We start from the raw sequence: 12,682 nt of genomic DNA on the forward strand, positions 1-12,682 counted from the left end.
CAACCACCACATCATCGAAAGCGCGTTCAAGGGCGTCGCGCGCGCACTGCGTACCGCCGTCGAAATCGATCCCCGCAAGGCGGGAAGCATCCCCAGCACCAAGGGCATGCTGTAGGGTGACGTGTCGTGAGTAACCGGATCGCGCTGATCGATTACGGCGCGGGCAATCTCCATTCGGTCGCCAATGCGTTGAAGGCGGCGGGGGCGACATCGATCGACATCACCGCCAATCCGGCCGTGGTCGCCTGTGCGGACCGGATCGTGCTGCCCGGCGTCGGCGCGTTCGGCGCATGCGCGAGTGCGCTGCGGGCGGTACCGGGGATGACCGAGGCGCTGAATGTACGCGTGATCGGCGGCGGGGTGCCGTTTCTGGGCATCTGCGTCGGCATGCAGTTGATGGCGGAAGCGGGCGAGGAATTCGGCACGCACCCCGGGCTCGGCTGGTTGCGCGGCACCGTGCGCCCGCTGGCACCCGTCGATCCGAACGCCAAGGTGCCGCATATGGGCTGGAACGATGTCGCCCCGATCACGCCGCACCCGTTGATCGAACCGGGCGAGGCCTATTTCCTCCACAGCTTCGGCTTTGAGGGGGACGGCGTGGTGGCGACCACCGAACATGGCGGTGCAGTGACCGCCGCGATCGGGCGCGACAATATGCTGGGGGTGCAATTCCATCCGGAAAAGAGCCAGCGTTACGGGCTGGCATTGCTTGAACGCTTTCTGGAGTGGAAACCGTGACCCTCATCGTTTTCCCCGCGATTGACCTCAAGGCCGGTCAGGTCGTGCGCCTTGCCGAGGGCGATATGGACCGCGCCACCGTCTATGGCGATGACCCCGCCGCACAGGCGATGCTCTTTGCCGATCAGGGCGCCGAATATCTGCACGTCGTCGATCTCGATGGGGCGTTTGCGGGCGCATCGGTGAATGGCGAGGCAGTGAAGGCGATCGTCGAGCGTTTTCCCGGGCATGTCCAATTGGGCGGCGGGATTCGAGACCGCGCCGGGATCGAGCGCTGGTTCGATCTGGGTGTCTCGCGCGTCGTGATCGGCACCGCCGCACTCGAAAACCCCGAACTGGTGCGCGAAGCTGCACGCGATTTTCCGGGCGGCATCGTCGTTGCGGTCGATGCCAAGGACGGGATGGTCGCGACCAAGGGCTGGGCCGATGTGTCCACCGTCGAAGTCGTCGACATGGCCCGCCGATTCGAAGACGCAGGCGTGGCGTCGCTGTTGTTCACCGATGTCGGGCGCGACGGGATGCTGAAGGGCGCAAATATCGAGGCGACGGTCGATCTCGCCCGCGCGGTCCGGATTCCGGTGATCGCCAGTGGCGGCGTGAAGGGAATCGCCGACATCCATATCCTCGCGCTGCACGCGAAAGACGGGATCGAGGGCGTGATTACGGGGCGCGCGCTGTACGACGGGCGGCTCGATCTGGCAGCGGCGCTGGCCGTGGCGGCGGCGGCATAGGATGACTGTCCGTGCCCGCGTCATCCCCTGTCTCGATGTCGCCAATGGCCGTGTCGTCAAGGGCGTCAACTTCGTCGATCTGCGGGATGCGGGTGATCCGGTCGAGCAGGCGCGCGCTTATGACGCGGCCGGAGCGGACGAGCTTTGTTTTCTCGACATCACCGCCAGTCATGAGGATCGCGGCACAATTCTCGATGTCGTGCGCCGCACCGCCGAGGTGTGCTTCATGCCGCTGACCGTCGGCGGTGGGGTGCGCACCGCCGACGATGCCCGCGCGCTGCTGCTGGCGGGGGCCGACAAGGTCGCGGTCAATTCCGCCGCAGTGACGCGGCCCGAAGTGGTGGCAGAGATCGCCGACAAATTTGGCAGCCAGTGCTGCGTCGCGTCGGTCGATGCGCGCCAGGTGGAAGCTGGTCGATGGGAAGTGTTCACGCACGGCGGTAGGCGGGCGACCGGCATCGACGCCATCGAGCACGCCTTACGGCTTGCCGAGCTGGGCGCAGGCGAGTTGCTCGTGACCTCGATGGACCGTGACGGGACTCGCGGCGGCTATGACCTTTCGCTGATCCGCACCATCGCCGATCAGGTGCGCGTACCGGTGGTGGCATCGGGCGGCGTCGGTGGGCTCGCCGATCTGGTCGCGGGGATCATCGATGGGCATGCCAGCGCGGTGCTTGCCGCCTCGATCTTCCATTTCGGCGAAGCGAGCATCGCCGATGCACACGCTGCGCTGGCGGCGGCGGGCGTGCCCGTGCGGACGCCGGTCGTTTAGCCAATCGTCATTGCGAGCGAAGCGAAGCAATCCAGCGCGACGCTCGGGACTCTGGATTGCTTCGCTTCGCTCGCAATGACAGCCGGGTGGGTGAAAACTTGATTTTTACTCCGGCCTGTTAATAGCAGCGGATGCGCTTCCTGCTGTTCCTCCTCATCACCACCCCCGCGCTGGCCGCGCATGCGGGCGTCGCACGCCCACGCACCGCGCCCGAACTGTCCGATGTCGCGCTGTTTGTGCTGGCGGCGGCCGGTATCTGGTTCGTTCGCCGCGCAATGCGCGCGCGTTTCGCGAAAAAGCGGGCGCAGCCGCCAAAGGATTGACGCACGCGCGAAGCTGCGCCAGCCAAGCGGCATGGCCGAAGACTTCATCACCACGCTCGAATCCGTGATCCGCAGCCGCCGGGGCGCTGATCCGGCGACGAGCTACACCGCCAAACTCTTCGCCGCTGGCCGCGCCAAGATCGCGCAAAAGGTCGGTGAAGAAGCCGTCGAAACCGTCATCGCCGCGCTCGCCGAGGATCGCGATGCGCTGATTGGCGAGGCGACTGACCTGATGTTTCACTTGCTCGTGCTGCTCGCCGATGCGGGCCTGAGCCTCGACGATATCCGCGCCGAAATGCGCCGCCGCGAGGGTGTGTCGGGGATTGATGAAAAGGCCGCGCGAAAGGATTGATCCATGCCCATCGACGCCACCCTTCCCTATGACGACCAGAATATCTTCGCGAAGATTTTGCGCGGCGAGATTCCGTCGAAGCGCGTCTATGAGGATGAATTCGCGATCGCCTTCCACGACATCAACCCACAGGCGCCAACCCACCTGCTCGTCATTCCGCGCGGGGCCTATGTGTCGTGGGATGATTTCAGCGCGCGGGGCAGCGATGCGGAGATTGCCGGGTTCGTCCGCGCGGTGGGAGAGGTTGCGCGCGCCGCCGGGCTGGTCGCGCCGGGATACCGCCTGCTCGCCAATACCGGCCTTGATGCGCACCAGGAAGTGCCGCACCTGCACGTCCATATCTTTGCCGGGCGTCCGCTCGGGCCGTTGCTCGCGTCCCGCCCCTGAAACGCATGTGACAGTTTAGGGGATTGCAAGGGTGGATTTACGCTCTAGGTTCGGGCGCATAACCAGCAGGGCCAATCATGGCCCGCCATCCCCCGGGGGGTTTCGACACATATGAAATTCGCAAGAACGAAATCGATCGACGCCATTCTCGCCACGGCAGAGAAAAAGGCGCTGCATCGCACGCTCGGCGCGTTCCAGCTGACCTTGTTCGGCATCGGCTGCGTCATCGGCACGGGCATCTTCGTGCTCACCGCCGCTGGTGCGCAAAAGGCCGGTCCCGGCCTGATGCTCGCCTTTGCGATTGCGGGGGCAATCTGCATCGTCGCTGCGCTCTGTTATGCTGAAATCGCATCGATGCTGCCCGTGGCAGGCTCCGCCTATACCTATACCTACACCGTGATGGGCGAGTTGCTCGCCTGGACGGTCGGCTGGGCGCTAATCCTTGAATATGCGGTGGCGGCGAGCGCGGTTTCGGTCGGCTGGTCCGGTTACTTTACCGGCACGATATTGGGGCAGTTTTTCGGGATAGAATTGCCCGCTTACCTCGCCTCGGCGCCACTGGCGCTGGGCGGCGCTCCCGGCGGGCTGATCAACCTGCCCGCCGTCGTCATCGCGCTGCTGGTCACCTGGCTGCTCATGATCGGTACGACCGAATCCGCCCGCGTCAACGCGGTCCTGGTGCTGATCAAGGTCACCGCGCTGACCGCCTTCATCGTGCTGACCTTGCCAAGCGACCAATTCTCCACCGCCAATTTCAACCCGTTCCTGCCCGCCGGCGTCTTTGGCGGTTTCGGCAGCGGCGTCGGCGCGGTTGGTGCGGCGGCGACGATCTTCTTCGCCTATGTCGGCTTCGACGCTGTCTCGACGGCGGCTGAGGAAACCAAGAACCCGCAGCGCAACGTGCCGATCGGTCTGATCGGATCGCTGCTGTTCTGCACCGTTTTCTACATCCTGGTCGCAGCGGGCGCTGTTGGTACGATCGGCGGCCAACCGATCATGGGCCCGGGTGGCATCCCCTTCCCAGCCGGTTCGGAAGAACTCGCCCGCCAGTGCGCGCTGCCGCAATATAGTCAGGCGCTGGTCTGCTCGAACGAAGCGCTGGCGCATGTGCTGCGCCAGATCGGCTTTGGCACGATCGGCAACCTGCTCGGCATCGCGGCCTTCATTGCGCTGCCATCGGTGATTCTGATCCTGCTGTTCGGCCAGACGCGAATCTTCTTCGTGATGTCGCGTGACGGGCTGCTTCCCGAGGGCCTGTCGAAAATCCATCCGAAGTGGAAGACGCCTTATGTCGTGACCGCGCTCACGGGTGGCGCGGTAGCGTTTGCGGCCGCGTTCTTGCCTGTCGGCAAGCTCGCCGATATCGCCAATGCGGGCACGCTCTATGCGTTCATGATGGTCGCGATTGCGGTGATGATGCTCCGCAAGACCGAGCCGAACCGCAAGCGCAGTTTCAAGACACCGGCATTGTGGCTGGTGGGGCCAGCGACGATCGCTGGCTGCATCTTCCTGTTCTTCAACCTGCCGTTCGAAGCGATGCTGGTGCTCCCGGCATGGGGTGCTTTGGGCTTGGTGATTTATTACGCCTACAGCTATCGCGCGAGCCATGTTGGCAAGGGCATCGTCGAAGCGCCGGTCGATCTACCGCTCGCCTGATCGGCACAAACCACACCAAAAAAGGGCCGGGGATCATCTCCCCGGCCCTTTTTCGTTTCTGGAAGCAATGGCTTGCGCCCCTGACACCACTCCCTCCACCCGTTCGCCCTGAGCGAAGTCGAAGCCTGTCCTGAGCGCCTGCCTTAGCAGGCAGTCGAAGGAGGCAAGCGCTGCGCATGGGCTTCGACTTCGCTCAGCCCGAACGGAAGCGGGTTGAAGATTGCCAGACCCGCTTCAACCCAGCTTTTCGGCCATCAGCGCCTTCAGGTCGACCATTGGCCGCGCGCCGACATGGCTGATGATCTCTGCAGCGCAAATTGCGCCCATCCGCAGCGACGCCTCAAGCCCCAGCCCCTGCGCCTGCCCGTGGAGGAAACCGGCCGCGAACAGATCCCCCGCGCCCGTCGTGTCGACGACAGCGTCGATCGGTTCGGCGGGCACTTCGGCGCGGTCGCCACCGGCCAAAGCGATCGCGCCCTTTTCGCTGCGCGTCACCACCAGCACCGGCACCTGCGGTGCGATGAGTGCGAGTGCCGCTTCGAAATCGTCGTTCTCGGCAAGCGCGGTCAGTTCATTCTCATTGGCGAACAGGATGTCGACCAGACCGTCGGCGAGCAACTGGCGGAAATCGCCGCCGTGGCGCGAGATGCAGAACACGTCCGACAGGGTGAACGCCACCCGCCGACCGGCGGCGCGCGCGGTATCGATGGCGGCACGCATCGCGGCGCGCGGCTCCTCGGGATCCCAGAGATAGCCTTCGAGATACAGGATTGCGCTGTCGGCAATCAGATCATGATCGAGCGCCGCTGCAGGCAGGAACTGCGACGCACCCAAAAAGGTGTTCATCGTGCGCTGGCCATCGGGCGTCACGAAGATCAGGCAGCGCGCGGTGCTCGGCTCGCCACTGCGCACCGGCGTGTCGAACGCAACGCCCATCGCGCGGATGTCATGCGCAAACACTTGACCGAGCTGATCATCCGCCAATTGGCCGATGAATCCGCATTTGCCGCCAAGCGCCGAAATACCGGCAACGGTGTTCGCCGCCGAACCCCCGCTCGCCTCGATCCCCGATGCCATCTTGGCATAGAGCGCATCGGCTTCGGCAGGCGAAAACATCAACTGCATCGATCCTTTGACCATCCCTTCGGTTGCGATGAACGCATCATCGGTGGGGGCAAGCACATCGACGATCGCGTTGCCGATGGCGACGACGTCATAACGGGGGTTGGTCACGCAGCTCTCCGGGCGATTGAATCTCCGCGCTCGGTAGAAGCCAGCGCGGCGATGCGCAACCACCGCGCGCCCGGTGGAGCGCGGAGGGCTTGCCGCGACGGCGCGATCATGGTTCGGCTGGCAGCAACAGACGAAGGGGTGGGCGCGATGACGATGGGCAGCAAGCAGGGAAAACTGGCGGTAATGGTGGCCGCGATGTCAACCGTGCTGGGTGGCTGTACTACCAGCGGCAGCGCGATCTCTGTACGACCCGATACCACGCCCGTGCCGACTACCACTCGCGGCGGGGCGGGGCTCGACCGCGTACTAGGGCGCGAGGCCAACGCGCTTGTCGCGCTGTTCGGCCAGCCCGATGCTGATATTCGCGAAGGCAATGCGCGCAAGCTGCAATTCGCCAGCGCCGCCTGTGTGCTCGATGCTTATCTCTATCCGCGCGGGAACGCAGCACCGGTCGTAACGCACGTCGATTCTCGCCAGCCCGATGGCAGCCCAATCGATCGCGCGTCATGCATCGCCGCGCTCACCCGGCGTGACGGCGGGAAATAGCCATTCGGCGACGACTGTTGGGTCACCCTCACTCGCAAGGCGTCGGGATCGCTCGATCTGCCAGGCAACCGAATCGAGCTGACCCAGCGCCCAGATCGCCGCACCGCGCACTACGGGTGCCTCGTCATCGAGCAACCGGATAGCCAAAGGCACCAGCGCCGCCGAACCGCTATTGCCCGCCGCGATCAGACAATTGCGCACCATCCGATCACGACCGATCCGCTTGATCGGCGATCCGGCGAACACCTGGCGAAATCCGGCATCATCGAGCGCAAGCAGATCGGCAAGCGCGGGTGCGGCCAGCTCGGCCCGGGGCGCAAAGGCCAGATTGGCGCGCGCCGCATCGGCGAACTTGTTCCACGGGCATACCGCCAGACAATCGTCACACCCGTAAATCCGGTTGCCGATGCCCGCGCGAAACTCCTGCGCGATCGGCCCGGCATGTTCGATCGTCAAATATGAAATGCAGCGCCGCGCATCGAGCTTGTACGGCGCCGGAAACGCATCGGTCGGGCACGCGCGCTGGCATGCATCGCAACTGCCGCACCGGTCCTGCCCCGGCGCATCGGGCGCCAGATCAAGCGTGGTGTAGATCGCGCCCAGGAACAGCCAGCTGCCATCGCGGCGGCTCACCAGATTGGTATGCTTGCCCTGCCACCCCAGCCCCGCCGCCTCGGCCAGCGGCTTTTCCATAACGGGCGCGGTATCGACGAACACCTTCAGGTCGCCCCCCGCTGTCTCGACGATCCAGCGCGCCAGTGCTTTCAGCGCGCGTTTCACGACGTCGTGATAATCGCCGCCCTGCGCGTAGACGGAGATGCGACCGCGCTCCCCCGCCGATGCCAAAGCAAGCGGATCGGCGGCGGGCGCATAGCTCATCCCGAGTGCGATTACGCTATTCACTTGCGGCCATAATCCGCGCGGAGTGGCACGCTGATCGGCACGCGCTTCCATCCAGATCATGTCGCCATACGCACCGTCCGCCAACCACTTGCGCAACCGGGCACCCGCCGCCGGGGCAGCATCGGCAGACGCAATGCCGCACGCCGCGAAGCCAAGTTCCGCAGCTTTATCGCGCAGTCGTTCCGAGAATGGCTTGTTTTCGTTCATCCTTGCCCGCTAGGTCTGGCAACCATGGGGTGGCCATCACCGTCATCCCTATCCCGTTTGGACTGCGCTTGTCGAAGTCCTGCCTTTCTTCTCGGTCGTCGACAAGGAAAGCAGCCCTTCTACAAGCTCAGGGCGAACGGAATGTGGCAAGGGGATCTGCGTGAAGGACAATCTGGCGATCACCGCCACCGGCCTCGTCAAACGGTTTGGCGACAGGCGTGTTGTCGACGGGGTCGACATCGCGGTGCCGATGGGCGCGATTTATGGCGTGCTTGGCCCCAATGGAGCGGGCAAGACGACGACGTTGCGGATGCTGCTCGGCATTATCGAACCCGATGAGGGGCATCGCAGTCTGCTGGGCCATGCCCGCCCACGCGAAGCAAGCGACCAGATCGGTTATCTGCCCGAGGAACGCGGGTTGTATCCTGCGATGAAAGCGCGTGACGCGATTGCCTTCATGGGGGCTTTACGTGGGCTTGATTGGCGCGAAGGGCGCAAGCGCGCGGCGACGATGATGGAGGCAGCCGGCCTTGGCCATGCCGTCGACGACAAGATCCGCAAGCTCTCCAAGGGCATGGCCCAGCTCGTCCAGCTGCTCGGCTCAGTGGTGCATCAGCCCGATCTGCTGGTGCTCGACGAGCCCTTCTCGGGGCTCGACCCCGTCAACCAGGAGCGGCTCGAGGCGTTGATCATCGCCGAGCGTGATCGCGGCGCGACGATCCTGTTTTCTACCCATATCATGAGCCATGCCGAGCGGCTGTGCGACGGGCTGGCGATTATCGCCGGCGGCAAGCGCCGTTTCGAGGGGACCGTGGCGCAGGCGCGCGGCCTGTTGCCGCAGCAGGTCCATTATGTGCCGCACAATAATGCGCCGGGGCTACTGTCGCTGTTGCCATCGGATGCGACGCGCGAGGGCGATGGCTGGAAGTTCATCATGCCGCCGACCGGAATCGAAACCCTGCTCAGCACCCTGATCGGCGCGGGGCATGGCATTTCGGGCCTTTCGATCGAGCGGCCCGGCTTGCACGATGCGTTCGTCAAGATCGTTGGACCCGCCGCGCTGGAGGCCGCACAATGACCAATCGGGCCAGGCTGCTGCGCCAGACGCTGACGATCGCGCGGCGCGATTTCACGGCAACGGTGTTCACGCCCTTGTTCCTGCTGTTCCTGTTGTCGCCGCTGTTCATGATCGGCTTTGCCGCGGTGGGTGCGCTCGGCGGGTCGACGATCGCGCGCGGGCCATCGGAGAAAATACGCATCCTGGCCTATGTGACCGCCGACGACGGCAAGGCACTAAGCGCGGCCGACGAGCGATTGCGGCGGGTGTTTCGCCCGGGCGATGCGCCGCCTGCGTTCGAGGCAAACGCTGCCGGCATCGACCCCGCCAAGCAGGCGCGCGCCGCGTTCGAAGCGAAGGAAGTCGTTGCCACCGCCGTCATGTACGGGCCGCTCGACAAGCCGCAGATCATCTACGCGCCGCGCGGATCGCGGGCGGCGGATTATCTTGCGCAACTCGCCGAAACGGCACTGCGTGATCGGGCAAGCGGTGGGGCTGAAGCGCTCAGCACGGCCACCAAGGTGCCGTCGAAACCGACCAAGAATTCGCAGTCGAGCAACAGCGCCGCTGCGCTGGTGGGCGTGACCGGCATTTTCTTCCTGACCTTATTTCTGTCGGGCCAGGCGGTCGGCACGATGGCGGAAGAACGCAGCAACAAGGTGATCGAGATCCTCGCCGCCGCGGTGCCGCTCGAATCGGTGTTTCTGGGCAAGCTGATTGGCATGTTCGGGGTGGCGGTGCTGTTCGTCACCTTCTGGGGAACGCTGATCAGCCAGATCGGCGTGCTGCTGCCCGATGGTGCGGCGAGCGCGATTACCGCCTTTGCCCCGGCAGTCGGCATGCCCGCCTTCATCCTGCTGTTCTGCGCCTATTTCACCATGGCCTATATGCTGCTTGGCGCGGTGTTCCTGGGGGTTGGAGCACAGGCATCGACGATGCGCGAAATCCAGATGCTGTCGCTGCCGATCACGATCGTCCAGATGGTGATGTTCGGCCTTGCCTCGACCGCGGCATCCCAGCCGGGCACGTCACTGGCGTTGCTGGCCGAGGTGTTCCCGCTCAGCTCGCCCTATGCGATGGCCGCGCGCGCCGGCAATTCGCCCGAGCTTTGGCCGCACGCAGCCGCGCTGGCGTGGCAATTGCTATGGGTGTCGATCACCATCTGGATCGGTGCGGGCGCGTTTCGGCGTGGGGTGCTCAAATCGGGTAGTGGGCGCAAGCCCTTTGCCGGGCTGATGCGCCGCGGGGCGTTGGCCAACAGCCGAAACACTATTGACACAGATGTAAGTTAATAGTCTCTTCGACCCATAGGAGAGTAGATATGGCGACTTTGGCAGCAGACCCGGCGCGTACGTCTTCCGTCGACCCGTTCGATGTCAGCCGTGCTGAACTTTACCGTGACGATGTGTGGCAGGCGCCATTCCGCCAGCTCCGAGCCGAATCGCCCGTCCATTACGTGCCCCACAGCGACTTCGGTCCCTATTGGTCGATCTCCACCTACAAGCCGATCGTTGAGGTCGAATCGCTGCCCGATCTCTATTCGTCCGAAACGGGCGGCATCACGCTTGCCGATTTTGACGAGAAGATGCCTGGTGCTGTCAAAATGCCGATGTTCATCGCGATGGACCGGCCCAAGCACACTGGCCAGCGCCGCACCGTCGCCCCCGCCTTTACGCCCAGCGAAATGGTGCGGATGACGGAGAATATCCGCACGCGCACCAGCGAAGTGCTCGATTCGCTGCCCTGGGGCGAGCAGTTCGACTGGGTGGATACCGTGTCGATCGAGCTGACCACGCAAATGCTCGCCATCCTGTTCGATTTCCCCTGGGAAGATCGCCGCAAGCTGACGCTTTGGTCCGATTGGGCGGGCGATATCGAGCTGTTCAAGGATGAAGAGCAGCGGATGATCCGGCTCCAGCATCTGCACGAATGCGCGACCTATTTTACTGGCCTGTGGAACCAGAAGGTCGGCAAGGAAAAGACCCCTGACCTGATCTCGATGATGATCCATTCGGACGCGATGGCCGAAATGGACCAGATGGAATTCCTGGGCAATTTGATCCTGCTCATCGTTGGCGGCAATGATACGACGCGCAATTCCATGACGGCGGTGGCGTACGGGCTCGACCTGTTCCCCGATGAGCGGACCAAGCTGGAAAATGATCCGTCGCTGATCCCCAATGCGGTTCAGGATATCATTCGCTGGCAGACCCCCCTTGCGCATATGCGCCGCACCGCGACGCAGGATACCGTGCTGGAGGGACAGCAGATCAAGGCAGGCGACAAGCTGGCGCTCTGGTATCTCTCCGCCAATCGCGATGAGAGCGTGTTCGGCGCCGATGCCGACAAGATCGTCGTCGATCGCCCCAATGCCCGCCGCCATCTGGCATTCGGGCACGGCATCCACCGCTGCGTCGGTGCGCGGCTGGCGGAACTCCAGATCAGCGTGCTGCTGGAGGAAATGGCCAAGCGCCGGATGCGGGTGAACGTGGTTGGCGCGCCGGAACGGGTCGCCGCCTGTTTCGTGCATGGCTATCGCAAGCTGCCGGTGACGATCAGCAAATATTAACACCACCGTCGATGCGTAACCTGGACGGGTGCTGGACCGAATAGCTTGGTATCAAGACCCCCAAGGGAGTTAGATCACCATGACTGATCGTCGCCAGTTTCTCTCTCTCGCCGCTATCGGCTCGGCGACCGCCGCGCTGTTCGGCTGGCGCCCGGCGCCCGCGGCGGCTGCAGAAAAATTTGAAGTGATGTTCAGCGATGCGCAGTGGAAGGCCAAGCTGTCGCCTGCCGCCTATAGCACGCTTCGGCACGAGGCGACCGAATATCCCGGCACCAGCCCGCTGAACCACGAAAAGCGCGCTGGCAGCTTTTGGTGCGCAGGCTGCGCGCTGCCCCTGTTTTCGTCAGCGACCAAATATGACAGCGGCACCGGCTGGCCGAGTTTCTGGAAACCGCTGCCCAATGCCGTGCGCACGCGCATCGACGGCAGCCTGATCTTCGCACGCACTGAAGTGCATTGCCGCCGCTGCGGTGGGCATCTGGGCCATGTATTCGATGACGGCCCGGCACCAACCGGCAAGCGTTACTGCATGAACGGCGTCGCGATGACCTTCCATCCAGGCAAGGTAGCTTAGAAGCCCGCGTCGTTCACCAACGTCAGGATGCCGCGTGCGCCATTTGCCTGTTGGGCAATCTGGGGGGCGGTGGTCGGCTGCGCATCCTGCGGCGTGCCATCGGCATAGATGAAGCCCTTGGTGGGATAGGCGGTCAACCCCAGTCCGCCCATCGGGCCGAACCACACCCGCACTGCGCTCCAGTCACCGGCTTCGGATACATCGATGGCGCGCACGTTACGCTCGATACCGCCGGGGTGCGACCAGTTGGCGTGGGTCAGCAACACTTCGCGGTCGCTGACCACCCGGCTGACCATGGCGACATGGCCAAAGCGCATCCGTGCCGTGGCCGAGAAGGCGAGGACAGCGCCAACCTGCGGGGCCTGACCACGAGCATAACGCCCCTCAGCTTGGTCCCACCATGTCAGAGCATTACCCTGGATCTGGATGCCCGATACCTGACGGGCAAAGGGCACGCATTGCAGCGTACGGGCAAAGGCTGGGGTGCTTGCCATCAGGGCGCACGAAAAAACCAGCGCAAAACGCGCTGCCAAAGCCTTGATTGTCATGGACCCCCCAAAGGTGTCTTGTCGGTGTCGTATTCGGTCTTGATTGTCTCAAAGCAGACCATGTCACGCAGGGAAACCCCAGCCGG

The 12,682-nt window shown here is 64.1% G+C and carries 15 protein-coding genes and 1 pseudogene; 13 read left to right on the forward strand and 3 right to left on the reverse strand.

Annotation, left to right across the window (positions count from 1 at the left end; all coding sequences use genetic code 11):
• The 8 genes and pseudogenes from B7Y49_RS05135 to B7Y49_RS05170 form a co-directional block, all read left to right on the forward strand.
• A pseudogene (locus tag B7Y49_RS05135) lies at window positions 1-115 on the forward strand (imidazoleglycerol-phosphate dehydratase); the annotation flags it as partial.
• 11 nt (window positions 116-126) lie between these two features.
• Window positions 127-738 (forward strand): imidazole glycerol phosphate synthase subunit HisH, encoded by a 612-nt coding sequence (gene hisH / locus B7Y49_RS05140; protein WP_374126502.1) that lies wholly within the window; start codon window positions 127-129, stop codon window positions 736-738.
• Entirely contained in the window at window positions 735-1,469 is a 735-nt protein-coding gene (gene hisA / locus B7Y49_RS05145; protein WP_374126503.1) for a 1-(5-phosphoribosyl)-5-[(5-phosphoribosylamino)methylideneamino] imidazole-4-carboxamide isomerase, read from the forward strand. The genes hisH and hisA overlap by 4 nt, the downstream gene beginning before the upstream one ends.
• Window position 1,470: 1 nt before the next feature.
• The gene (hisF, locus tag B7Y49_RS05150) at window positions 1,471-2,241 is read left to right on the forward strand and encodes an imidazole glycerol phosphate synthase subunit HisF (RefSeq protein WP_374126504.1); all 771 of its coding nucleotides are present in this window, start codon (window positions 1,471-1,473) and stop codon (window positions 2,239-2,241) included.
• A 131-nt stretch (window positions 2,242-2,372) separates the two neighbouring features.
• Entirely contained in the window at window positions 2,373-2,564 is a 192-nt protein-coding gene (locus B7Y49_RS05155; protein WP_374126505.1) for a hypothetical protein, read from the forward strand.
• Between the two features lie 31 nt (window positions 2,565-2,595).
• Complete coding sequence (locus B7Y49_RS05160) at window positions 2,596-2,916, forward strand: phosphoribosyl-ATP pyrophosphatase (RefSeq protein ID WP_374126506.1); 321 nt, start codon at window positions 2,596-2,598, stop codon at window positions 2,914-2,916.
• Between the two features lie 3 nt (window positions 2,917-2,919).
• Window positions 2,920-3,303: a histidine triad nucleotide-binding protein gene (locus B7Y49_RS05165; RefSeq protein ID WP_374126507.1), complete on the forward strand. Its 384-nt coding sequence runs from the start codon at window positions 2,920-2,922 to the stop codon at window positions 3,301-3,303.
• Between the two features lie 111 nt (window positions 3,304-3,414).
• Complete coding sequence (locus tag B7Y49_RS05170; RefSeq protein ID WP_374126508.1) at window positions 3,415-4,959, forward strand: amino acid permease; 1,545 nt, start codon at window positions 3,415-3,417, stop codon at window positions 4,957-4,959.
• Between the two features lie 234 nt (window positions 4,960-5,193).
• Here the strand turns inward: B7Y49_RS05170 and B7Y49_RS05175 are convergent, their stop codons facing one another.
• Window positions 5,194-6,192: an adenosine kinase gene (locus B7Y49_RS05175; protein WP_374126509.1), complete on the reverse strand. Its 999-nt coding sequence runs from the start codon at window positions 6,190-6,192 to the stop codon at window positions 5,194-5,196.
• 51 nt (window positions 6,193-6,243) lie between these two features.
• Here B7Y49_RS05175 and B7Y49_RS05180 point away from each other — a divergent pair, with 51 nt between their 5' ends.
• Window positions 6,244-6,738, forward strand: coding sequence for a hypothetical protein (locus B7Y49_RS05180; RefSeq protein WP_374126510.1), 495 nt, complete (start codon window positions 6,244-6,246; stop codon window positions 6,736-6,738).
• Here the strand turns inward: B7Y49_RS05180 and queG are convergent.
• The gene (queG, locus tag B7Y49_RS05185; protein WP_374126511.1) at window positions 6,697-7,848 is read right to left on the reverse strand and encodes an epoxyqueuosine reductase; all 1,152 of its coding nucleotides are present in this window, start codon (window positions 7,846-7,848) and stop codon (window positions 6,697-6,699) included. The genes B7Y49_RS05180 and queG overlap by 42 nt on opposite strands.
• A gap of 160 nt (window positions 7,849-8,008) precedes the next feature.
• Here queG and B7Y49_RS05190 point away from each other — a divergent pair, with 160 nt between their 5' ends.
• The 4 genes from B7Y49_RS05190 to msrB all read left to right on the forward strand — a co-directional run bounded on the left by B7Y49_RS05190 (window position 8,009) and on the right by msrB (window position 12,048).
• Window positions 8,009-8,926, forward strand: coding sequence for an ABC transporter ATP-binding protein (locus B7Y49_RS05190; RefSeq protein WP_374126512.1), 918 nt, complete (start codon window positions 8,009-8,011; stop codon window positions 8,924-8,926).
• Window positions 8,923-10,197, forward strand: coding sequence for an ABC transporter permease (locus B7Y49_RS05195; RefSeq protein ID WP_374126513.1), 1,275 nt, complete (start codon window positions 8,923-8,925; stop codon window positions 10,195-10,197). Before B7Y49_RS05190 ends, B7Y49_RS05195 begins: the two co-directional genes overlap by 4 nt.
• Window positions 10,198-10,226: 29 nt before the next feature.
• The gene (locus tag B7Y49_RS05200; protein ID WP_374126514.1) at window positions 10,227-11,474 is read left to right on the forward strand and encodes a cytochrome P450; all 1,248 of its coding nucleotides are present in this window, start codon (window positions 10,227-10,229) and stop codon (window positions 11,472-11,474) included.
• A 79-nt stretch (window positions 11,475-11,553) separates the two neighbouring features.
• Entirely contained in the window at window positions 11,554-12,048 is a 495-nt protein-coding gene (gene msrB / locus B7Y49_RS05205) for a peptide-methionine (R)-S-oxide reductase MsrB (protein ID WP_374126515.1), read from the forward strand.
• On the opposite strand, the gene B7Y49_RS05210 is transcribed toward msrB, so the two are convergent.
• Window positions 12,045-12,596, reverse strand: coding sequence for a CHAP domain-containing protein (locus tag B7Y49_RS05210; protein ID WP_374126516.1), 552 nt, complete (start codon window positions 12,594-12,596; stop codon window positions 12,045-12,047). The genes msrB and B7Y49_RS05210 overlap by 4 nt on opposite strands.
• Window positions 12,597-12,682: the final 86 nt, after the last annotated feature.

This window comes from Sphingomonas sp. 28-62-11 (genome assembly GCF_002278865.1).
Lineage (GTDB): Bacteria > Pseudomonadota > Alphaproteobacteria > Sphingomonadales > Sphingomonadaceae > Sphingomonas.